Origin of the sequence: Carnobacterium maltaromaticum DSM 20342 (assembly GCF_000744945.1) — a bacterium.
In the GTDB taxonomy this organism is placed as follows: Bacteria; Bacillota; Bacilli; order Lactobacillales; family Carnobacteriaceae; genus Carnobacterium; species Carnobacterium maltaromaticum.
On record NZ_JQMX01000001.1, the window covers coordinates 2,883,652 to 2,906,950 of the forward strand.

A 23,299-nucleotide genomic window follows, 5' to 3' on the forward strand; every position below is an offset into this window, starting at 1 on the left:
AATGAAGAAGAAAGAAATTCTATTCGTTTCCTATGATTATTTTCCTAATATTGGTGGAGTAGCCGTTTATACTCATGAATTGAGTCAAGCTCTGGCTAAAAGAGGCCATCAGATTACAATACTTACATGCTATTTTTCAACGAGCAACAAAGTGGAAATTGAATGGGATGAGCAAGTGAAAATTTTTCGGATTCCGATTCCTAAAATAAAAAAAATTGGTGATTTCACTTATCGAAGACGAATGAGTACCTTTATAAATGATTTACAAGCAGAAAAAAAGATTGATATTATTCATTGGCAAACGCTAAATAAAGACGCAAAAATGATGCAGTATGTAAAAACAACAGGCGTTGAAGTCTATACCAACCATCTTTCATGGTTTAGAACGTTGTATAAGCAAAAAAAATTCAAAAAAATCACTAAAATGATTGGTCAACCAGATAAAATTATTTGTCCTAGTTTCGAAGTAGAAAAAATGTCTGCAGAATTGTTTGGTTCAGAACGCTGTGTTTTCATTCCTAATGGAGTTAATTTTGAAGAATATCAAAAAGCGATATCACATCTCAGCTTATTGAGAAAAGAATTAGGAATTGAAGAAGGGGATAAAGTGATAGTCACCACCAATCGTATGGAGCCGGTGAAAGGCATGACTTATTTTATCCAGGTGATTCCAAGATTGTTAGAAGAACATCCGAATCTGTTTATTTGTTTAGTTGGAGATGGGAGTCAGGAACAACAATTGAAGAACTGGCTAGAAGAACAAAAAATAAACTTAGAAAAAGTGAAATTTATTGGGAGACAAGCGCATCATCAAATTAAACAGTATTTGGATTTAGCGGATATTTATGTTCAACCTTCACTAATGGAAGGTTGTAGTATTGGAATACTAGAAGCAATGGCATGTGGAAATCCAGTTGTTGCGTGTGCTGTTGGAGGAAATACTGATATTTTGGAGCATAAAAAAACCGGTTTGCTAATACCAGATCAATCTAGTAGTGCTATTTACGAAGCTGTTAATTATTTAGTCTGTCATCCAGCTGAGGCAAGAGAGATGGGGATAAGGGCGAATTCTAAGATAGAACATGAATTGAATTGGGGACATCTAGCAAAAAAAGTGGAGCAAATTTATGATGCTGCCTTGGAAGTAAGTGCGAATGAGTCATAAATTGCTTCGGAATTATGGCTCGATTTTAGTCTATCAATTCGTGACCATTCTAACACCACTTGTAACGACCCCCTATATTTCAAGAATTCTTGGTCCGAAAGGCATTGGATTAGAAGCATATCTCTATTCTTTTATTCAACTTTTTTCATTGTTGATTTTACTGGGACTACCGATGTATGCTAGCAAAAAAATAGCTGAAACAGATGAACGAAATATGAACCAGCTGTTTTCTGAACTTTTTAGTTTTCAGATTATAATGACTGGAGCAACAACATCTTTATACGGACTCTTTATTTTTTATTTTAATCAGCATCAATTTCTACTTGTTCTTTATCTTTTTACATTAATCAGTACGGGATTGGACACTTCCTGGTATTTTGTCGGGAAAGAAAAAATTTCTGCGATTATGTGGCGAAATATCGCAGTGAGAGTCTGCAATATAGGAGCTATTTTTCTTTTTATACAAACAAGTAATGATTTATGGAAATACATTTTGATTAACGGACTTACTCTTTTTTTAGGACAATTTTTAACAGGGAGTATTGCTTTAAGTGAGGTGGGTGGATTTACTTTTGTTGTAAGAACCATAGGTCAACACATCTCCCCAATTGTATTATTATTTGTTGTTCCGAGTATGTTGACTCTGACTTTATCCATAAATAAACTTTTATTGGAAAATTTTAACGGTGCTGTTGAAGTTGGTGTCTTTAATCAAGCCTATAAATTGTATGTAATTGCGATTAGTTTTATCTCGGCCTTAACTTCTGTTTTAATGCCGAAGATGTCTAAATATTATACAACGGGAGATACAGAACGTTTAAAAAAATATTTAAATTTTTCACTTCGTTTTATCAGTGGTCTAGCATTGCCTATGACTATTGGGGTTTTAGTGATGGCACCTCAATTTGTTTCTTGGTTTTTGGGAGAAGAATTTTCAGAAGTAATGAATCCTTTGGTGATTATTTCATTTTCTTTTGTGTTCAAAGGGCTTTCAGACGTTATCGGAATCCAATATTTAGTAGTAAGCAATAAAAATAAAGAGTATGCATTGGCTGTAATTGTTGGAGCAGTCATGACAAGTAGTTGTTGTTTTCTCTTTTTACAGTTGAATTTTAAAGCGCAAGCACCAGCACTAGCTTTGTTCGTGGGAACTGCGGTGACGTTATTAATTGAACTATATCAAGTAAGAAAAGTTGTTTCATTTATGTTTGTAGGCAAGTATTTAATCAAATATGTAGTATTTAGTTTAATAATGGGAGGCTGTATGTGGGGAGCATCCAGATCTATAGAAATAGAGCGTACTAGCCTTTACCTAGTGACTCAAGTAGGTGTTGGGGTAATTAGTTACAGTATTTGTTTCATTCTCAGTAAAGACCCTCTAATTCAGTTAATCAAAAGAAAGAAGCGTGAAATCTAGTGAGAGATCAATTTATAACGAAAATAAATAATAGAACCGCCACGATTGGTGTAATCGGATTAGGTTATGTTGGGTTGCCCTTAGCCCTATCATTCGCAGAAGCAGGTTTTTATGTGACAGGATTTGATAAAAGTGAAGTGAAAATAGCACTTTTAAAACAAGGGAAATCAGATATTCTGGATATTTCTTCAGAGACGGTACAAATGGCTTTCTCTACTGGACATTTTCAAGTATCTAATCAAAAAGAGTCTTTAAAAGGGCTTGATTGCTTCATTATTTGTGTACCAACCCCATTGACAGATTCTTATGAACCTGATATTTCTTACATTCAAGAGGCACTCGATACGATTCATTCAGAATGGGAAAGTCAAACGTTAGTTATTCTAGAGAGTACTACTTATCCTGGAACCTCCAAAGAATTAATTCATGAACCGTTGATTCAACAAGGCTACTTAGCAGATCAAGATTTTATGGTTGCCTATTCTCCTGAAAGAGTGGACCCAGGAAATAAAAAATTTAAAATTAAAAATACTCCTAAAGTTGTCGGAGGGACAACAGAAAATTCTTTAGAAATCAGTACTTTATTGTATCAAAGCATTGTAGAACAAGTTGTTCCAGTAACTTCCACAGAAGTAGCTGAAATGAGCAAATTACTAGAAAATACCTTTAGAAGTATCAATATTGCTTTTATCAATGAAATGGCGATTTTGTGTGAACAAATGGGAATTGATATTTGGGAAACGATTCAAGCATCTGAGACTAAGCCTTTTGGCTATATGAAGTTTTTACCAGGTCCAGGGATTGGTGGACATTGTATTCCATTAGATCCAATGTATTTGAATTGGAAAGCGAAGAAATCCAATCATTCCAGTCGTTTGATTGAATTGGCTCAAGAAATTAATCGAGAAATGCCTAAACATGTGGCATCAAAAGCAAAAGAAGCTCTACTGCAGCATAACAAAGTCTTAAAAGGTTCAAAGATCCTGCTTATGGGAATGGCCTATAAAGAAAATAGTAATGATTTACGTGAATCACCTAGCTTACAAATTTTTGATGATCTTCAAAAAGCGGGAAGCATGGTAGAATTTTGTGATCCATTAACAACATATTTTATAGATAAACATGGTTATAAACAAGAGTCAATCGAGTTAGACTACACATTAATGGAAACCTATGACTTGGTTATTCTCTTAGTCAATCATGATTGCTTTGATAGAAATAAAATTGCAAATAAAAGCCAGCTTATATTAGATACTAAAAATAGTTTGAACAATCAGTACCCGGAAAAAACTATTCGGCTTGGGGATAAATCGAAATAAAAGAATAGGAGCAAAGAAAATGGAGACAATTTTAATTACCGGAGGGGCCGGATTTATCGGTTCACACTTGGTGAATCATTATGGTACCTATGCAAAAGTTGTCGTAGTCGACAATCTTTCAATGGGACACAGAGAAAATATACTTCCTTCAGAAAATGTCGTCTTTATCAAAGAAGATATTGGAAATAAAAAGCTATTAAATCAACTATTTAAGGAATTTACATTTGATTATGTCTTTCATTTAGCAGCGGTGGCTAATGTCGCAGAGTCGATTGAATTTCCGTGGTCCACCCATCTTATTAATCAAGATGCAACCTTGCTTTTATTGGAACAAGTCAAAAAACAAAAACAATTGCTTAAGCGTTTTGTTTTTGCCTCTTCTGCGTCAGTTTATGGAGATAGCCCGCATGCTGTTCAAACAGAAGGAGATACTGTTCAACCACTAAGTCCTTATGCCTTGGACAAGTATGCATCGGAACAATTTACCTTAATGTATCACCGACTTTATGGTGTGAAAACAACAGCAGTGCGTTTCTTTAATGTATATGGCGAGAACCAAAATCCTAATTCTCCTTATTCAGGGGTATTATCACTTCTTAATCAAGGATTGAAAACGAATGAAAATTCAGAATATTTTGAATTTAATAAATATGGAGATGGAGAGCAAACCCGAGATTTTGTCTATGTGCAGGATGTAATTCAGGCGCTATTACTTGTGTCAGAAAAAGAAAAAGCGATTGGTGAGGTGTATAACATTGGAACTGGAGCAAAGACCTCTTTAAATCAACTACTAGTTCTTTCTCAATCACTAAGTCAAAAAAAATTGTGTATCCAGACTAAATTAGCTCGAAAAGGAGATATCATGAATTCTCTAGCTAATATTACTAAAATAAAAGAACTAGGGTATCAACCGCTCTATTCAATTGATAAGGGAATTGTTTGTTATTGGAAGAGAACGATTGAGAGGAGGTGAGGAGAGGGAAAGTAGATATGGAAAAAAGGGAGGCATAGGAGGGAACACTTAGAACATCTAAGGGTGGACAGATGTCAATAAAGTAGACACAAAAATAGATACAATTTAGATAGACCCAAAATAGATTTTTTCTTTTTCATTCGGGGTCATCATATTGTTTGCTGAATGGGGGCGTTTTGAATTGTAAAAACCCTCTATATATTCAAATGAAGATTGTTCAACTTCTTGGATTGTTCTAAATGTTCTGCGGTTCAGTTCTTCTTTTTTCATATATTTAAAAAAAGACTCGTTTACGGCATTATCCCATGGGTAAGCTGCTTTGGAATAAGATGGAACGAGGTTATGTGTGTCTAAAAATTGACGAACACTAGTCGCACAGTATTGGCTTCCACGATCTGTATGGAATAGAACAGGCTCTTTGGGATTTCTTTGATTCACAGCTGTTTCAAGTGTCTCAAGGACTAAAGAAGCTTCCATAGTTGGACGAACGCGCCATCCTATAATTTTCCTGGAAAATAAATCTAAAATGACACAGAGATAAACAAACCCTTTATTAACAGGAATGTAAGAAATATCGCTCGTCCAAACTCGATTCGGTTCAGTCGGATTGAATTGTTGGTTTAAGTGATTTGAGTAAGCTAAAGAAACCTTTGGTTTCGCATATAAAAATTTCGGCTTAGCTGTAGACATTTTTGGCAAATCCATTGATTTCATTAATCGGTACACTCGCCCAACACTAATGAAAATTCCAAAATCACGCTCAAGAACAACTTTTATTTTCGCAGCACCTAATCGTTTTTTAGAATCCATATAGATAGAAAAAATGGTTTGTCGAAGCTGTTGATTTTCAACAGTTCTAGGAGCAGGAGTTGGGTCAAAGTGTTTATAATAGGTACTTCTATTTACGTTTAAGACTCTACAAAGGCGCACAATAGAATGATCAAAACGTAATAAATGAACCGCATCTAATCGTTGTTTGAGTGTGGCGTGAAGATGGCAATCGCTTTTTTTAAGATGAGGTTTTCCTCTTCTAATAAAGCATTTTTCTTCTGTAAGTCTTTAATCTGTTTAGCAGTAAGGATAGAACCATCTTCAATTTGAACTTCAGAATATTGTTTTACCCAGCGGGATAACGCTGTAAAGGAAACGCCATAGTCTTTACACAACGAAGTTTGTGTTTTACCTCCATGGTAAAGATTAACAAGGCTTTTCTTAAATTCTTCATCATATTTTTTGTAATTGGACATTTGAATCATTCCTTTCGTTTTAGTGTCTACTTATAAACAGTATACCATTAAAAATACTGTCTACTTTATTAGTATATATCCAGGGCATGATAAGTAGTGTGGAAATTAGTATAAGGAATCAGAAAAACAACAAACTATAAAAAAGATTAATAAATTCGGAGGAAATTAAATAATGAAAAATAAAGAACTAGCACAGTTAAAAATGAATGCCAAAAGCTTAAAAAAAGTGATGGTAGTTAGTACGTTAACTTTGATGTTAGCAAGTTCAAGCATACCTAGTATTGCTTATGCAGTTGAAACAGAAGAAACAGTTGATAGTTCTGTTTCTGCTGAACTTGAAGGAGAACAGGCACCTGCTTTGACAGAGGGAATACCAGTTATTTCTACAGAAGAAGTAGAGTCTGAAATACCTGAAAAGGAAGCAGAAACTGCAACAAAAGAAGAAAGTCAAGTGGCTCCAGAAGCGGAAAGTAAGGCAACCAGTGAGGAAACTTCAAATACACGAGCGAATACTCCTAGTGTGTTAGCGAATGAAAGGATTGAAGAAGTTTCAACAGAGACAGAATTAACAGATGCCTTGCTTGGCAATGTATCAAAAATAAAATTATTGAAATCTATATCGGTGACTAAAGTTATATATATTGATAAAAATATTACTATTGATTTGAATGATAACCTCTTAAATGTAGGATCGCAATATCTTTATGTGAGAGCAGAAAGTGTCCGCTTTGAGAATGGGCGTATAAACGGAACTAAAGCTGGCGCTGGTACGATTTCTAGTGGCGTTACTAAAAAAAATCAGGAAATAATATTTAATAATATCTTATTTTCTGGTACTAATATAACAAATTATGTAACTAATAGTTATGACTATATATTTGAAGGGAAAAATGAAATTCGTTCGCAGGTTAATGTAATGAAGAATGTTTTAGTCAAAAAAAATGCGACTTTAACTGTTGTTGGTGGAGGTATTAAGTTCCCTAATACTAATGAATCCGGTGATTTGATACTAGAAGATAATGCTATTGTTGATATAAGTACTGAAATTCCTAGTACTAATCCAGCTTATATTCCTGTTTCATGGGCAAGAAATATTGATATCGGAGAGAATGCAAGTTTTACAGCGAGTGGAAAGTATATAATATTCAATTCAGCAGTTCCCCCAAATGGTGCAATTATCCCTTTAAATATTAATGCAAAAAAGGGTTCTATATTTAATGTGAATAGCAATTCTAAAGATGCCAAAGCTGCTGTCTTTTCAAAAGGTAATTATAATTTTACTTTTGATCATTTACAGCATCTAAATATGGGGGGGAGTGTCGCTCAACCTATCTTTGGAGCAGGAAGTATTGGAAATATTACTATCAAGGATTCTGAATTAAATGTATGGTCAATCAAAGATTCTGCCACAAATGGAAAGCCAAATAGCACTTGGGATATTAAAGATCGTTTTGAAATATCTAACTTTAGAGATGGTTACAGGTTAATCTATTGCAACAATCCAGTTGTTGAAAAAGAGTTTAGCCAATTAAGAGACTATAAGCGGATTTCCAATGGTGCAGTAACGGGCAAACCAACTTTTGCCGGCATACAAAATAAAATAGTTGTTCAAGTAGGGACAGAATTTAGTCCCTTAAATGGCATTACAGCAACTGACAAAATTGATGGGGACTTAACTGATAAGATCGTGTTTACAGTTGAAGATGGAAAGAATATTGATACATCGAAACCTGGTAATTACACGATTCAGTATACAGTGAAAAATTCAAATGGTAATGAAGCTCAAGCTGTTACAGAATTGATTGTAGAGGAAAAGAAGATAGTTCAAACAACTATTTCTGATCTAGACACAACCTCAACGACTGTAAGTGGATTAGGTGAACCAAATGGTTTGATTGAAGTTAAAGCAAATCAACAAGTAATTGCGACAGGAACTGTTGGAAGTGATGGGAAATATACAATCCAAATGCCTAAACAAAGTACCGGTGTAAAGGTAACAACAATCGTGAAAGCAAATAACCAAACATCTGAAGCATCGACAATCGTAAAAAATGGTGAGATAGCCAAAACAACTATTTCTAAGATTGATAATGCTACAACTTTTGTTTCGGGAACAGGTGAGCCAAATGGAGCAATTACATTGTCTGCAAATGGAACTATACTAGCATCAGGTAAAGTTGATAGTGCTGGGAAATATAGTTTTACAATTGCTAAACAAGCGGTAGGTGTAACAGTTCTAGCAAAAGTCACTTTAAATGGTAAAGAATCAGAAGTTTCAACTATTGTTACGAAAGCATCAGAAAAAGTAGTGGCTCCAGTTATTCATGACTACTATATAACAGATATAAATGCAAAAGGAACTATTGGAGGTTCAGCAAAACAAGTAGCTATTTATGTAAATGGGGTAAAGAAAAGAACAGCTGCAGTTACTAATGGAAGCTTTACTATCTATACAGGTGATTTAGGTTTAACTGTTGCAGGTCAAAGTTTTCAAATAGCTGGCTTATTTGATGGTGTTGAAGGGCCCAAAACAACAAAAATTGTTGAAGCAAGGAATCAATTGATTGCACCAACAATTAATGATTACTATACAACAGATGCAAATGTATCAGGAACAATTACTGGTTCAGCGAAACAAGTTGCGATTTTTATCGATGGGGTACAAAAACGTACAGCAGCTGTTAATAATGGCAAGTATGTAATTTATACAGGCGATCTAGGATTGACTACTCTTGGGAAAAAATTTCAAGTAGCTGGAATTGATGGAATCATGGTCGGACCAAAAACAGAAGCGACAGTAAAAAGTAAACAGCAGCTTGTTGCACCAACAATTAATGAGTATTATACAACAAATGTAAATGCATCAGGTACTATTGGAGGAGCAGCAAAACAAGTAGCTATTTTTATTGATGGGGTTCAAAAACGAACAGCTGCAGTTAAAAACGGTAAATATATAATTTATACAGGTGATTTAGGTTTAACAACAGCAGGCAAAACATTTGAAATAGCTGGGATTGACGGTTCAGCAATTGGGCCTAAAACTAAAATGATTGTGAAACAAAAAGAACAATTAGTAGTTCCTAAAATTAATGACTACTACACAACTGATGTGAATGCGAGTGGAACGATCACTGGCTCGGTAGAAAAAGTAGCTATTTTTGTAGATGGAGTTCAAAAACGAACAGCAGCAGTTAATGGTGGTAAGTATGTAATTTATACAGGTGATTTAGGATTAACAACCGCAGGTAAAACATTTGAAATAGCTGGGATTGCTGGTTCAGCAATTGGACCTAAAACTAAAATGATTGTGAAACAAAAAGTCCAATTAGTAGTTCCTAAAATTAATGACTACTACACAACTGATGTGAATGCGAGTGGAACGATTACTGGTTCGGTAGAAAAAGTAGCGATTTTTGTAGATGGAGTTCAAAAACGAACAGCCGCAGTTAATGGTGGTAAGTATGTGATTTATACAGGTGATTTAGGATTAACAACGGCAGGTAAAAAGTTTCAAATAGCCGGAATTAGCGGTTTAACAGTGGGACCTAAAGCAGAAATGACAGTGAAACAAAAAGTCCAATTAGCTGCTCCACAAATTAACCCATACTATACAACAGACACAACTGCGAGTGGAACAATCAGTGGCGATGTAGAAAAAGTAGCGATTTTTGTAGATGGAGTTGAAAAACGTAAAACTACAGTAGTGGATGGTAAGTATACAATTTATAGCGGTGACTTAGGTTTAACGACTGCGGGTAAAGTTTTCGAAATAGCAGTGGTATTAGGATTAACAATTGGTCCTAAAACAAAGATGGTGGTACAACAAAAATCACAATTAGCACCGCCTCAAATTAATTCATATTATACAACAGACACATTTGTTAGTGGAACAGTTACTGGTGAAGCAGAAAGAGTAGCGATTTTTGTTGACGGTATTCAGAAGCGTACAACTACAGTATTGGGTGGCAAGTATACAATTTATAGCGGTGACTTAGGTTTAACAACTGCGGGTAAAACATTCGAAATAGCTGGAATAAAAGATTCTATAGTTGGTATGAAGGCAAAAATGACAGTTCTAGAAAAACTTTAATACTAGCTAAAATAAATTTTATTTATTTTTGAAAATATCAGGCTATCAAAAAGTTGAAGTATTGTAACTTTTTGATAGCCTGTTTTTTATTCGAAATATCACTAACAAAAAAGTCTTTAATAGACTGAATGATTAATCAGAAAATCAGAATTTTGTTAAAATAGATTCACTTCGCTCGTCACTTCCCATTTTCTTATCAATAAAATAGACAACCCCAACGCTTGTGATGATAAGAAGTAATGTGATCCCTATAAAAATATTGAAATTGTTAATTTCTCCTAACTGGTTGTCGATTATTTCGATAAAATACATTATTTTTCCTCCTTCTTATAAATAAAGATATCTGTAATTTCTACATTAAAATATTCTGCAATTCTGAATGCTAAAAGTAGGGATGGGACATAGTTCCCTTTTTTTTATGACAAAAATAGTTTGTTTTGAAACCCCGATTTTATCCGCTAGAACTTTTTGAGACATTTTTTTTAAACACGAAACTCATAAAATTTATTAGCTATAAAATCACCATAATCTTTTTTGATGTAAATTACCTCCGTAGTGAATTGTAAACTAAACTAGCTGAAAAGTAAGGTAAACTTATACAAAAAAAGAAGTTTTCTTTGTTCGTGCTTATTTAATAAATAGTACAGTTGATAATATATTCGTATTTAAGAATAACTATCAAATACATAAGAACCACTTGGAATCTAGCGCAGGCTCTTTTAGCAAAATAAGAAACAGTAAATATTTCGAAAACAATTGACAATGAGAATCATTCTCAATATAATGAAATTGCTGCTTTGAAGCAGTGAAAAAAGGTAGAGAATTTTTTTTGATATCTATTGAGAATGATTCTCAATATAGATGAATCAGCTCTTATGAGCATTCTATTAAAGGAGGAGTACAATGAATAAAGTAAATTTAGCTTGGTTAGCTGTTTTTGCATTAATAGGTTCATTTTTTATAAGTCCAAAAGTTGCTTTTGCGGCATTAGACGATGGAACTTATTCAATAAATTATACAGTTGTTCAAGGAGATGGAGGTTCAGCTTCTATGGCCAACGACTATTTTGATAAACCTGCTACGTTAGTTGTGGCGAATGGGCAATCAAGCATTCAGTTACAGCTTAATCATAGTAAATGGATTACAGGTTTATGGGTTGATGCAGGCAATGGGCTACAATCTGAACAAATAATTAGCACAGACGACTCACTTGATACCCGAAAAGTTAGTTTTCAAACAGGTGATTTGAGTGCTCCGATTGCAGCAAAAATTAAAGTAGATATTGAAAATTCAGATTTAAGCTATCATCATGAATATAAAATAAATTTAAGCTTTGATTTACAATCAGCGTCTTTAATTGCTGGATCTGCAGTTGAAAAAACAACAGAAACACAAGGTGACGTTAAAGCTCCGGAGGTGGCAGGAGCAAGTACGACTGAAAAAGTACCTAACCCAAAATCTGGTGATCAAACGCCCATTTATTTATATAGCCTTTTATTTATAGGTGCATTAGGTAGTTTATTCGTGTTTAGAAAAACGGCTAAAGTAAAATAAAAATCAAATTTTATTGGCAATTCTCTTGATAAAACAGATAAATACAACCAAAAGTAAAAAACTTTTTTTGTATTTCCTATTTTAAAATCGATAGGGACACAGAGAATTAACTAGTCTATCAGGCTAGTTTTTATGAGCCAACTCTTAGGAAAAAAGACAAAATTTCGAGGTGACAAAAACCGTCACATCAAATTTTCCTATTTTTCTGCCAGAATTACTAGGCTCAACAAAATTTTTATATAGGAGGTCTATAAATGAAAAAAATGTTTAAAAAATTAAATAGTTGTTTGGTTATCACGTTATTATTTTTTAGTTTAGTACCTTCATACACAGCTATCGCTGAGGAACCACTATTAAAAGATGGTGGTGAATATCAAGTTCAGTTGAATTTTTATAAAGATCAGACGGGTGGATCAACAAAGGAAAGTTCTGCTGCTAATGCTTATCTTGATCATACTGGAACGATTAAAGTAGAAAATAATCAACCGTATTTATATGTAACTGTAAAAAATAGTGGTTGGTGGAAAAATTTTGCTACTAGCAAGTCAGGCGAACGCCCGGCAACTCCAGTACCGGCAGAAAATTATCAAGGAACGTACCAAGATGTTGAAGTTATTTCTGAAAATCCAGCTGACAATACCCGTAAAGTCAGAATTAAAATGGAATCATTGGATAAAATTATTTTTTCATATATGCATATTAATGTAGATACAGTACCAGGTTTTAATTATGATAACTGGTATCAAGTTGACTTAACAATTGATTCTTCTTCTCTAGTTGTTGTTTCTGAACCAGTTATTGAAGAACCTTCTATACCAGTTGTACCAACTGAATTAGCAGATGGAACGTACAAAGTACCATTTACTGCGAAACATGCAACGGAAGAAAAAGCTAGCAGTATGCAAAAATACTTTGATAATCCAGTTTGGTTGAAAGTTGAAAATGGCAAAAAAACCATCGCAATGAATTTAAATGATTCTAAAACAGTAACTAGTTTCCAAACAGAAGTTGGAGGAAGCTTAGTTGAAACAGGGATAGTATCAAAAGATGAAGCGCAGAATAGTCGTATTGTCACATTTGATGTTCCAAATTTAACAACAGATTTAAATGCACATGTCGCATATCAAGTGGATATGGGTGGTGGGAAACTGTATAACGGTCAAGCGAATTTCCGTTTATTATTTGACCCAACTCAAGCAGTAGCGATTTCGAGTAGTGAGTTTCCAAGTGCTCCAGAGCCAGAAAAACCAACGGAACCAACGGAATTAGCAGATGGAACCTACAAAGTACCATTTACTGCGAAACATGCAACGGAAGAAAAAGCTAGCAGTATGCAAAAATACTTTGATAATCCAGTTTGGTTGAAAGTTGAAAATGGTAAAAAAACCATCGCAATGAATTTAAATGATTCTAAAACAGTAACTAGTTTCCAAACAGAAGTTGGAGGAAGCTTAGTTGAAACAGGGATAGTATCAAAAGATGAAGCGCAAAATAGTCGTATTGTCACATTTGATGTTCCAAATTTAACAACAGATTTAAATGCACATGTTGCATATCAAGTGGATATGGGTGGTGGAAAACTGTATAATGGCCAAGCCAATTTCCGTTTATTATTTGACCCAACTCAAGCAGTAGCTATTCCGAGTAATGAGTTTCCAAGTGCTCCAGAACCAGAAAAACCTGTAACTCCTGTAGACCCAGAGAAACCAACAGATCCAGAAAAACCAATTAACCCAGTAAAACCAGCTGATCCAACGAATCTAGAAAATAATCACCAATATAGTGTAAACTTTAGTGTTATGAAGGATGATGAATCTGAAAAGTCAATGATGGATCAATACACATTAAAACCAGGTATTATCAAAGTTGAAAAAGGACAACCTTATCTTTATCTGACTTTAAAGAGTAGTCATTGGATTAAGACATTTAAAACAGAACAAAATGGACTTTGGTCAGATGCTGCTGTAGTTAGCAATGATACTGGAAAAGACTATCGCGTTGTCAAATACCCAATTGCTAATGGTTTTGCAAAAACAAAAGCTCAAACAAGAGTGACAATTACAGACATGCCAGGGCTTAATTATGATGAAGAATATACTGTCTCAATTAATTTAGATGCTACATCACTAAAAGACATTACGGGTCAAACACCACCTGTCCAGTTGCCAACGTCACCTACGACAAATGGAGAAGTTGAACCAGCAAATGAAGGTACGCCAGAAAAATTAGCGAAACCTAACTTTTTAAGTGCCAATGTAGCATCCGCTCAAGAAAGTAAACCCGTTACTAAGACTAAAAATGTTCAAACGAGTGACTCGGCTAATATAGCCATCTATAGTTTTATTTTTATCCTAGCAAGTGGTTATTTTATGCGACGCTATCAACTAAAAAAATAATAAATAAAAATGAGTCTTAGCAATTGCTAAGACTCACTTTTGCTAATCTGTCATCAAAGGAGTAGGCAATGAAAAAACAACTAATGCTAGTCTTAACTTTGCTAGTTCTTTTATTAGCAGCATGTGGGAATGAAAAAAATCCTAATGAAAAAGAAAATTCAGCAAGAGTCGATGATACAGTAACTCAAGAAAAAAAAGAACAACGAGTGATTGCAACAACAGTAGCAAGTGCAGAAATTATGGCTAAATTGGATTATCCTTTAGTTGGTATTCCTACAACATCAAAAGAATTGCCAAAACAATACAAAGATGTTGTGGAAGTTGGTTCACCAATGGGACCAGATTTAGAAATTATGCGCACACTAAAACCAGATTTAGTCTTGTCAACAAGCACACTCCAAACCGATTTGGAAGATGGATTAACAGCTGCAAAATTAAAAACGAACTTTTTAGATTTCCGTAGTATCGCTTCTATGGAAAAAGAAATTAAAACATTAGGTGAGCAATTAAATCGTCAATCAGAAGCAGAACAATTAACGCAATCTATTGATCAAAAAGTTGGTAAAGCTCAAACAAAAGTTAAGCAAGATAAGAAACCAAAGGTGTTAATTTTAATGGGTATTCCAGGTAGTTACTTAGTAGTGACGGAAAAGGCTTATATTGGCGATTTAGTGCGCTTAGCAGGAGGCGAAAACGTTATTACTGGGCAAGAACAAGAATACTTAGCTTCTAATACTGAATTTTTGCAGCAAGCGAACCCGGATATTATTTTGCGGGCGGCTCACGGTATGCCTAAAGAAGTAGTAGAAATGTTTGATGAAGAATTTAAAACCAACAATAATTGGAAACACTTTAATGCAGTTAAGAATAATCGAGTCTATGATTTAGATGAAAACTTATTTGGCATGACAGGTTCGTTAAATGCTCCTACAGCATTAACAAAATTAGTGGAGCTATTTTATGAACAATAAAGTTTATGGTTTTTTATTTGTAGTCATAGCTTTAGTTGGAACGCTTATTTGGGCATTATTATCAGGAAGTTTGCACGTATCAATAAGCGAATTAATTCAAGGGCTGATTACTGGTGAAAATGAAAAAGTGCTGATTATTAAAGATTTACGTTTTCCAAGAATTATTTTAGCTTTTTTTGCGGGAGCAGCTTTATCCGTTTCAGGTTTATTGTTGCAAGCTATTTTACGAAACCCATTAGCCGATGCAGGTATTATTGGAATTTCAGCAGGGGCTAAATTTTTCACATTACTTATTTTAGCGATTGCTCCACAATTCTATTTTTGGACGCCATTTTTTGCCTTTTTAGGAGGCGTGGTAGCTTGTTGTTTAGTATTTGGTTTTAGTTTTAAAGTTGGACTAAAACCGTTGCACTTAATTGTTGTAGGGGTAGCTGTTAATGCTATTTTTACTGGATTAAATGATATTCTAACCAGTTCGATGGTGCAAATATCAAGCCAAACAGCTGGTAATGCGATTAATTTTGGCATGAAAACTTGGGGAGATGTTCAATTATTAGTTAGTTATGTTGCTATTGGTTTACTTGTTACTTTTTTTATTGCAAAGTGGTGCAATTTACTAGCTCTTGAAGATACAACACTATATAGTTTAGGTGTTCCAGTGCTCAAAATACGCTTTTTTATTGCCTTACTAGCGGTACTTTTGGCTTCAGTTACAACGGCGATTGTCGGTGTGATTTCTTTTGTGGGATTACTAGTTCCTCATTTAGCTAGACGTTTACTAAAAACGAATGATTACCGAATTTTAATTCCTTATTCTAGTTTACTAGGTGGTTTATTAGTCTTATTTGCAGACACTTTAGGACGAAATTTAATGGCACAAATGGAAATCCCTGCTGCGATTATTATGTTGATTATAGGTGGCCCCTTCTTATTATTTTTAATGTGGCGGAGTACAAGTATCGCTGGTAAAAATGGAGGGGAAAAGTATGATGCGTAAAGTATTTAACTTAGTAATGCTTGCTATTTTGCTCTTCTCGGGCTATCAAATCATCAATTATTGGGTAGAAAATAGTCATAATAAAACGATTCTATCAGACATTCAAACAGTTTATCAGCAGAGAAAGAATGAGCCGCATGATGCCAACCAACTTCGTCCTGCATTTGTTGAATTGCAAAAAAAAAATCCAGACATGATTGGTTGGATTTCGATTGAAGGTACAGAAGTTGATTACCCAATTTTACAAAGTTTAGATAATGAGTACTATTTGAAACACAATTATCAAAGGGAAGTTGCACGTGCTGGGAGTATCTTTAAAGATTATCGAAATCAATCAGAAGATGAAAAGAATACAATTATCTATGGACATAATATGAAGGACGGCTCGATGTTTGCGAGTATAAATAATTATCTGAATCCAGATTTTTATAAAGAGCATCCAACTTTTGAGTATGAAACTGAAACGAAAAGTTATACGGTAGAAGTTTTTGCAGCCTATGAAACAACTACAGATTTCTATTATATTGAGACTAATTTTCAAGAACCCGGTTCATTTACTACTTATTTAGATTCAGTTAAGTTAAAGTCGACTATTACAACAAATGTAGAAATTTCTGAAAACAATCAAATTCTGACTTTATCTACTTGTGATTCTGGATTGGATTACGGGAAAGGGCGCTTTGTTGTACAAGGTAAATTGGTAGAAAAATCAAAGTGAAATTAATAGAGCTATTCAGACTATTGGATAGATAAAGCACCTTAATACTTAACCTATTTAAAATAGATTGGGTATTAAGGTGCTTTTATAAAGTAAACTATTGAAGAAATTACTACTGAGAAAATATAAAATAAACAGAAATACTAAAAAAGCAGTTTTAAAATGAGAATTATATGTGAATAAAACTTTTTTAAATGATAAAAAACTAATGTGAGTAGATGATTTAAGTTTATATTCAAAAATGAATAGATATTTATCTGATAAAAATAGCAAATCAACAATAAATTGTAGAAAAAAATGAATATTCTTTAAAAATCGATTCGCACTTTTTTTGTGAAACCTGTAGTATCAATTGTGTTAACACGTTTTTCATTCCATTTGTAGCGTAGTTAACAAAAAGCTCACTCGTTCAAAGTAAAGTCAGAGTAAAATTACAGAAGGGAGAGTGCTATAGTGAATAAGCAAAAACAATATCTAGTTATTTTGGTATTGTTACTTTTTAGCACATCTATGCAAAGTGATTATGCTGACGCAGCAAATTATATAGACTCTGTAAATGCCAATACAGAAGTCACCATTAGCATCGTTGAAGCCTCAGAATCAGAAATAGATGGAGGAATTTCAGATAATCAAGAAAATATAAATGAAAACACAAAATCTTCACCGAAGTTTAATTTGCCACAAACTGGGGAACGAAGAACTCAAGTTTGGTTTAGTATTTTAATAGGGAGTTGTATTTGCCTATTTGCTAAGGCCTTTCAATCTAAATTCGGAAAGAAAAAAATATTAGGAGAGATTAATCAATGAAAATCAAATTAGTATCAGCAGCTATTTTAACAGCAATGGGAATTACAGCGTTAGGAACGGTTGCTCATGCAGCAGACTATCCAGATGCAAAAACAGGAATTAGTGATGTCAATGTCAGTGTTGAAATTGGAGAAGATGGGGGACCTACAATTCCACCTATTGATCCAGAAAATCCAGAACCACCAGTTGATCCAGGTCCAGGGAATCCTCATATTGGTGAATTATCTATTAGATATATTTCGAATCTTGTGTTCCCGACTTTACCAGCTTCTACTGAAACAACTGTAGTTTATGCGGATCAAGATAGAAATGAAAATGATGAGACATTTGATAATATGGTAACCATTCAAGATTTTCGTAACGATGCGAATCGTGATGGATGGGAATTATCTGTAAAGCAAGATACGAATTCATTTATACCAGGAAGTTTTATTACAATGACTCCATATGTGCATCCAACAATTGCGGCTGAGTATCAGATACAAACACCATCTGCAAGTGGATTAAGATTAAACAATGCGGAGCAAGTATTCGCACGTACAGAAAGTCAAGAAAATCCATCAGGAATCGTCTCGATTGGTTTTGCGAATCCAGAAATGGATGGAGTAGAATTAAGTGTACCAGCTAATACACCAGTTGGAGACTACAAAACAACAATTACTTGGAATTTATCTAGTGCACCATTAGAGGATAATTAAGAGAAATAGAAAAATGGGGCATACTTGCATTCTTGCTAGTATGTCCTTTAAAAATAGAGAGGAAAATATAGTGTATGAAAAATTCGTTTTTACTAGTAGTAACTATTTTAACAATCAGCTTGTCTTTAGTAGTTCAGCCCTTTACAGTAACAGCTAATAGTGCAGATTTTTCAGTAAAAGCGATTTTACCTGAAAATCAACGAACAGCGAATATTTCCTATTTTGATGTTAAGCTTTTACCAAAAGAAGAGATGACTTTTCAAGTCGAAATAGAGAATCATTCTGAAGCAACTAAAACATATGAAATAAAATTAAATGCAGCAACTACCAATATGAACGGTGTGATTAATTATGGAGAACCTGGTGAAGATGAGGAAAGGGATTCTAGCTTAAAAATAAATTTTGGAGAAATTGCTAATACTGAGCCATTAGTATCTATAGAAGCTGGTGCTAAAAAAAATATTTCAATTCATGTTTCGATGCCCAACGAGGTGATAGATGGAGTTATATTGGGAGGCATTACAATTTTTGAAGCAGAAGAAATAGGTGAAAAAAAAGAACAAATTACTAACCGCTTTTCTTATTCTGTTGGAGTCTTAATTTCACAAAACGACGAAAGACAACCAATCGACTTAAATTTTAAAGGAGTAAATGTAACTCAAGAAAATAGGCGAAATATGATTTCGGCGCATATTCAAAATACATCAGCAAGAATTATTAATGGTTTGAGCGTAGATACTAGAATTTATCGAGAGAATCAAGAAAATCCACTTTTTCATCGAGAGGCTAACGATTTAAGAATGGCGCCAAATTCAAATTTTAATTTCGGGGTTGAAACAAATAATCAGCCGTTACGAGCAGGTCGATATACAATGAGCACAAAAGCACAAATACAAGATGAGGTATGGGAATGGAGTGAAGAGTTTGAAATCACAGCAGATCAAGCACGAGAGCTAAACTCAACTGCAGTTGATCTTGAAACAAATAATATGCGTTTGTATTTTTATATTGCATTAGGTGTGATTATTTTATTAGCGATTTCGTTAGTGATTCTTATTCTTGTTTGGAAAAAACGCTCAAAAGCTAAAAATTAAACTTGTAAGAGTTAGGTCTAATTAAACAAGCTATCTCTCCCCATAGAATTAACTAATTCTATGGGGAGAGATAGCTTGTTTTTTATTTCAAATAGACTAATGGCTAATGTTATGCAATAAAGCAAGTAATTCAACCCATTCTGAATTTAGTGGGATATCTGATAATCGAAAGAGTTCAGATTCTGTTAACTCTTCAAAAGGTGTTAAATTATAAACACATAAATCTATATCTAGTTGCTCTAACAATGCGTTATTCAAAGGGCGGTTAAAAATAAAAACAGCTTCCATTCCTCGAGGGACGCACTGTAAAGCAAGGACTTTATAGTACGTAATGGACGAAGGTTCACCGGTTAGTGCAAACAGTATTTTTTTCTTATTTTGCACTTGAGATTCAGTTAATAAAGTTAGGCTAATCGCCACGTCATAACTATTGTTGAATGTAGAATAATTATCGAGAATTTCTAGCCACGTATCTAGTGTGTCTCTATGATTAGTTTCAACAATTTTCTTTAGTCTGTTATGATTTAATTGAAATAAAGGTGAAAGCTCTGTTAAAGAAGTTAAATTAGATAAAAAAGCTTGCAGAATCGCTTTTAAATTTATATTTAAACAAATATCTAAATTTGCTAACTGTAGAAAAGTAGTTGTTAGATGGTCAAATTCTTGTAATGTATCAAAAACATCATCCGTGAAAAAAGGTTTATCTTTTTCATAGATAATGGCATCTAGCCGAGTAAGATAAGCAAATACAAGTTCTTCTTCAGACAAGTCTAACGAAAAATTTATTTTTCTGAAATGTAGCCGTACAGCAGCTTCAAATTTTAAAAAACTTGGTTTATATTTATATTTTTCAATCAATTTTTGCTCTAGATTAATTTTATGCCCTAGTGTAATTCGTTGTTCAAAAATAGTTAGCCAACTAACGATTCTAGAGTAATCCACATTTAAAACCAATCCATAAGAAGTAGATATTTTCTTAAGAGTATCATGGATAAAATTAAACTGATTGTCTCTTACAGAAAGTGAACTACTTTCATGGGAATAACGAAAATATTGGAAATAAAAGTAGCGAATGTTGATTTCCTTTCCAATAATATCAACGGGGTTCATAGTCAAAACCAAATCATATTCAGCTAGAACATCTTTTAAAATAGTTAAAAATTTTCTTAATGTTGACTCAGAAATATAAAGACTTTCAGCATAATCCTCGATACTTTCTTTTTTTCCTTGGAAAATTTGTTCAATGACATAAAATAGCGGATTGTCTCGAGCAAGTAAATCAATATAGCTTGTAATCACATTACTAGTTGCCTTTTTTTTTAAAGAAGGTAAAAAATTGTGCGTGATAAGTTCAATATCATTTGGAAACATTTCAATGAGATGGGAAATATCTTGTTGGACAGTTCCTTTAGTAGATTGGCAAGCAATCCAAAGACTCTCTAAAGGAATTGGTGTAGAAGATTCTGAAAGCATAGAAAGGATGGTCGTTTTTCTTCTAACGGATTTTGAAACAAGTAATTTATACCCTAAGTCATTCATAGATAGTCCCTCCAGTAGTTAATAAATATATAGTAACAGTTAATTATTTAAATGGCAATGTGAGAAGAAAAACGTCTATGGCTTAAAAAACCTCACGTTTTTGATTTGAATTATTATCTATTAGAAAAAAAGTAACTGTTACATTATTAAAAGATGGTTTTTTGATGATAAAAGTATTAGAAAGTGTAGCTTTAAATCGATATGAAAGGAAAAAATCTATTTTAGAAAGCCTTATCAATCTTATTAAATTAAACTTTGTAGCTATTCCTATTTTTTATAAAAAAAGCGAATTGCTATAGATTATTTAACTGGATATACTAGTATTTGTAAGTCATAGATAACTTGAATGTACTTTAATATAAAGGTATGTACAGAAGAAAAGTGATGGCAGCACTTGGTTATCTATGCTGGGTATACCATGTACTCAGTACTTTACAATGAACGAGTGAAGGAAGTAAAAAGATCGTCCAAATAAAAGAATATAGGGAGAGAAATGTATGTTAAGAAAAAATTTAAGTATCGCATTAGTAGCTACAACAGTATTAGGAATGGGAGCAACAACTCGAATGGCTTCAGCAGTTGAGTATAACGGAGCGACCAATGCAACAACAGATGTTCAAGCAGAAATTAAATTGCCAGATTCAACTGAGATTGAAATTCCGCCAGTAGATCCAGAAAATCCAGTCCCACCAGAGATTGAGACGAACCCTGATTTAGGAGACGGTTTAGCAATTAACTATGTATCAGATTTAAACTTTGGAACTGCAGACTTTAATCAAACAGCTGGACAAACTTTAGTTGCTAATCCGGACTCGGTTGGTGGTGTTGAATTTCCTAATATGGTAACTATTACAGATATCCGAAATGAGGATACACGTAATGGCTGGGAATTAACGGTAACTCAGGATGCGGATTTATTTAGTGGTGGAATCATCAAAATGAATCCTACTGTAAATCAAGCAAACACAAACGGTGTAACAGCAGCAACTCAATTATCACTAAATAATCAAGCACAACGATTTGCGTCTGCTAACAATTCAAATCCAGGACAAGCAGGAACAACATCGATTGGAATGGGAGAAGTATCATTGGAAATTCCCGCAGGAACAGGTGTAGGATCATATGATTCCACGTTAACTTGGAATTTAGTTGATGGCCCAGTGGCGCCTCCAGTATAGTGGAATTCTACTGATAATAATAGTAATGACAGTAGTTAGAGAGTCGGTAGGTACTCTCTAACTTTATACCTAGAAGAAGGAGTGGGAATTTGTAATGAATAAGAAAATAAGGTGGGCATTTCTTTTAGCATTAATGATCATAGGGTGGTTTGGATTTGAGTTAAAGAGTTCTGCAACAGCACCTGAATTTTCAGTCAAAACAATTCTTACTGAAAATCAACGCGATGCATCCGTTTCTTATTTTGATTTGCTATTGGATAAGGGAGCTGCAGAAGAGTTACAAGTAGAAATCACGAATAGCTCAGAACGAGAATTAACAGTTGAGTTGCAGGCAACAACTGCAGTGACAAATATAAACGGATTAATCGACTATAGCATAGATGTGGAAGAGCCAGATGACAGTTTAAAAATAGATTTTAAAGAAATTACTAGTATCAAAGAAAGTGAAATCACCATTCCTCGTGGGGAAAGTAGAATATTGACAGCGTTAGTGCAACTACCTAAAGAACAGATTTTTGATGGTATTTTACTAGGAGGTTTAACCATTAGCGAAAAAGAATCAACAAAGGATTCATCAGAGACAGAAAATCAAATTACGAATCGCTTTGTCTACTCAATTGCTGTAATGATTGCTCAAAGTGAAAATGCAGTTCAACCCGATTTATCCCTGAAATCAGTTGAAGTAGAGCAACGAAATCGTCGTAATTTTATCGTGGGAAATATTCAAAATAGAGCGAGTACCATTGTTAATCATTTTGATGTTGAAGCAACAATTTTTAAAGAAGGGGAAACTACTCCTTTGTTTCATGAAGAAAGAGTCGATATGCGCATGGCACCTAATTCAACTTTGGCATACGGAATTGGGACGAACAATCAACCTTTGTCTGCAGGAACCTATGAAATGCATATGAAGGCAACGAATGGCGAAGAAGAATGGAAATGGGTTGAATTCTTTACGATTACAAATGAAAAAGCAAGAGAAATGAATAATAGTGCCGTTGAATTGGAAAAAGACAATACTAGGTTGTATTTAATCATTGCAGGAATAGTGATTGTGATTCTCTTTATTGTCATTCTAGTACTAATGAATCGAGAAAAATTTTTTAGAAAGAAAAAATAAGTATGAATGGGAGAGG

At 33.9% G+C, this 23,299-nt stretch carries 17 protein-coding genes; 15 read left to right on the top strand and 2 right to left on the bottom strand.

Annotated features, from left to right (window positions below):
• The first annotated feature begins 1 nt into the window (after nt 1).
• The 4 genes from BR77_RS13480 to BR77_RS13495 are packed head-to-tail and all read left to right on the top strand — an operon-like array spanning nt 2 to nt 4,874.
• The gene (locus tag BR77_RS13480; protein WP_035065353.1) at nt 2-1,165 is read left to right on the top strand and encodes a glycosyltransferase family 4 protein; all 1,164 of its coding nucleotides are present in this window, start codon (nt 2-4) and stop codon (nt 1,163-1,165) included.
• A complete protein-coding gene (locus tag BR77_RS13485) occupies nt 1,155-2,582 on the top strand; it encodes a lipopolysaccharide biosynthesis protein (RefSeq protein ID WP_016356628.1) in 1,428 nt (475 codons plus the stop codon). Before BR77_RS13480 ends, BR77_RS13485 begins: the two co-directional genes overlap by 11 nt.
• Nucleotides 2,582-3,901 carry a nucleotide sugar dehydrogenase gene (locus BR77_RS13490; RefSeq protein WP_015077487.1) on the top strand — a complete coding sequence of 440 codons (1,320 nt, stop codon included), beginning with the start codon at nt 2,582-2,584 and terminating at the stop codon, nt 3,899-3,901. Before BR77_RS13485 ends, BR77_RS13490 begins: the two co-directional genes overlap by 1 nt.
• Nucleotides 3,902-3,920: 19 nt before the next feature.
• Entirely contained in the window at nt 3,921-4,874 is a 954-nt protein-coding gene (locus BR77_RS13495; protein WP_015077486.1) for an NAD-dependent epimerase/dehydratase family protein, read from the top strand.
• Between the two features lie 105 nt (nt 4,875-4,979).
• On the opposite strand, the gene BR77_RS18780 is transcribed toward BR77_RS13495, so the two are convergent.
• Nucleotides 4,980-6,121, bottom strand: a protein-coding gene (locus BR77_RS18780) for an IS3 family transposase (RefSeq protein WP_233463432.1) whose coding sequence is annotated in 2 segments (ribosomal slippage) — nt 4,980-5,875 and nt 5,875-6,121 — 1,143 coding nt in all. Because the reading frame shifts where the segments join, the coding sequence is not laid out codon by codon here.
• 172 nt (nt 6,122-6,293) lie between these two features.
• On the opposite strand from BR77_RS18780, the gene BR77_RS13510 reads away from it, so the two are divergent.
• From BR77_RS13510 to BR77_RS13550, 9 genes are all read left to right on the top strand, one after another.
• On the top strand, nt 6,294-10,211 hold the full coding sequence (locus tag BR77_RS13510) for an immunoglobulin-like domain-containing protein (RefSeq protein ID WP_016356627.1): 3,918 nt from the start codon (nt 6,294-6,296) through the stop codon (nt 10,209-10,211).
• 903 nt (nt 10,212-11,114) lie between these two features.
• A complete protein-coding gene (gene isdC / locus BR77_RS13515; RefSeq protein WP_035065356.1) occupies nt 11,115-11,765 on the top strand; it encodes a heme uptake protein IsdC in 651 nt (216 codons plus the stop codon).
• Between the two features lie 254 nt (nt 11,766-12,019).
• Complete coding sequence (locus tag BR77_RS13520; RefSeq protein WP_015077481.1) at nt 12,020-14,161, top strand: NEAT domain-containing protein; 2,142 nt, start codon at nt 12,020-12,022, stop codon at nt 14,159-14,161.
• Between the two features lie 68 nt (nt 14,162-14,229).
• On the top strand, nt 14,230-15,132 hold the full coding sequence (gene isdE / locus BR77_RS13525; RefSeq protein WP_016356626.1) for a heme ABC transporter substrate-binding protein IsdE: 903 nt from the start codon (nt 14,230-14,232) through the stop codon (nt 15,130-15,132).
• Complete coding sequence (locus BR77_RS13530; RefSeq protein ID WP_015077478.1) at nt 15,122-16,129, top strand: FecCD family ABC transporter permease; 1,008 nt, start codon at nt 15,122-15,124, stop codon at nt 16,127-16,129. Before isdE ends, BR77_RS13530 begins: the two co-directional genes overlap by 11 nt.
• On the top strand, nt 16,119-16,847 hold the full coding sequence (gene srtB, locus BR77_RS13535; protein ID WP_016356625.1) for a class B sortase: 729 nt from the start codon (nt 16,119-16,121) through the stop codon (nt 16,845-16,847). Before BR77_RS13530 ends, srtB begins: the two co-directional genes overlap by 11 nt.
• Nucleotides 16,848-17,300: 453 nt before the next feature.
• On the top strand, nt 17,301-17,654 hold the full coding sequence (locus BR77_RS13540; protein WP_015077475.1) for a hypothetical protein: 354 nt from the start codon (nt 17,301-17,303) through the stop codon (nt 17,652-17,654).
• The gene (locus BR77_RS13545) at nt 17,651-18,352 is read left to right on the top strand and encodes a WxL domain-containing protein (protein WP_015077474.1); all 702 of its coding nucleotides are present in this window, start codon (nt 17,651-17,653) and stop codon (nt 18,350-18,352) included. The genes BR77_RS13540 and BR77_RS13545 overlap by 4 nt, the downstream gene beginning before the upstream one ends.
• Nucleotides 18,353-18,426: 74 nt before the next feature.
• Nucleotides 18,427-19,446, top strand: coding sequence for a WxLIP family cell surface protein (locus BR77_RS13550; protein ID WP_015077473.1), 1,020 nt, complete (start codon nt 18,427-18,429; stop codon nt 19,444-19,446).
• Between the two features lie 96 nt (nt 19,447-19,542).
• Here the strand turns inward: BR77_RS13550 and BR77_RS13555 are convergent, their stop codons facing one another.
• Nucleotides 19,543-20,985, bottom strand: coding sequence for an AcpB/EbpR/MafR family transcriptional regulator (locus BR77_RS13555; protein ID WP_016356624.1), 1,443 nt, complete (start codon nt 20,983-20,985; stop codon nt 19,543-19,545).
• 497 nt (nt 20,986-21,482) lie between these two features.
• On the opposite strand from BR77_RS13555, the gene BR77_RS18350 reads away from it, so the two are divergent.
• Both BR77_RS18350 and BR77_RS13565 read left to right on the top strand, forming a co-directional pair.
• Complete coding sequence (locus BR77_RS18350; protein WP_015077469.1) at nt 21,483-22,163, top strand: WxL domain-containing protein; 681 nt, start codon at nt 21,483-21,485, stop codon at nt 22,161-22,163.
• A 94-nt stretch (nt 22,164-22,257) separates the two neighbouring features.
• On the top strand, nt 22,258-23,283 hold the full coding sequence (locus tag BR77_RS13565) for a WxLIP family cell surface protein (protein ID WP_016356623.1): 1,026 nt from the start codon (nt 22,258-22,260) through the stop codon (nt 23,281-23,283).
• Nucleotides 23,284-23,299 lie beyond the last annotated feature (16 nt).

Coding starts and splice junctions, on each gene's coding strand:
- BR77_RS13480 (WP_035065353.1), top strand. CDS start 2: ATGAAGAAGAAAGAAATTCTATTCGTTTCCTATGATTATTTTCCTAAT.
- BR77_RS13485 (WP_016356628.1), top strand. CDS start 1,155: ATGAGTCATAAATTGCTTCGGAATTATGGCTCGATTTTAGTCTATCAA.
- BR77_RS13495 (WP_015077486.1), top strand. CDS start 3,921: ATGGAGACAATTTTAATTACCGGAGGGGCCGGATTTATCGGTTCACAC.
- BR77_RS13510 (WP_016356627.1), top strand. CDS start 6,294: ATGAAAAATAAAGAACTAGCACAGTTAAAAATGAATGCCAAAAGCTTA.
- isdC (WP_035065356.1), top strand. CDS start 11,115: ATGAATAAAGTAAATTTAGCTTGGTTAGCTGTTTTTGCATTAATAGGT.
- BR77_RS13520 (WP_015077481.1), top strand. CDS start 12,020: ATGAAAAAAATGTTTAAAAAATTAAATAGTTGTTTGGTTATCACGTTA.
- isdE (WP_016356626.1), top strand. CDS start 14,230: ATGAAAAAACAACTAATGCTAGTCTTAACTTTGCTAGTTCTTTTATTA.
- BR77_RS13530 (WP_015077478.1), top strand. CDS start 15,122: ATGAACAATAAAGTTTATGGTTTTTTATTTGTAGTCATAGCTTTAGTT.
- srtB (WP_016356625.1), top strand. CDS start 16,119: ATGATGCGTAAAGTATTTAACTTAGTAATGCTTGCTATTTTGCTCTTC.
- BR77_RS13545 (WP_015077474.1), top strand. CDS start 17,651: ATGAAAATCAAATTAGTATCAGCAGCTATTTTAACAGCAATGGGAATT.
- BR77_RS13550 (WP_015077473.1), top strand. CDS start 18,427: ATGAAAAATTCGTTTTTACTAGTAGTAACTATTTTAACAATCAGCTTG.
- BR77_RS13555 (WP_016356624.1), bottom strand. CDS start 20,985: ATGAATGACTTAGGGTATAAATTACTTGTTTCAAAATCCGTTAGAAGA.
- BR77_RS18350 (WP_015077469.1), top strand. CDS start 21,483: ATGTTAAGAAAAAATTTAAGTATCGCATTAGTAGCTACAACAGTATTA.
- BR77_RS13565 (WP_016356623.1), top strand. CDS start 22,258: ATGAATAAGAAAATAAGGTGGGCATTTCTTTTAGCATTAATGATCATA.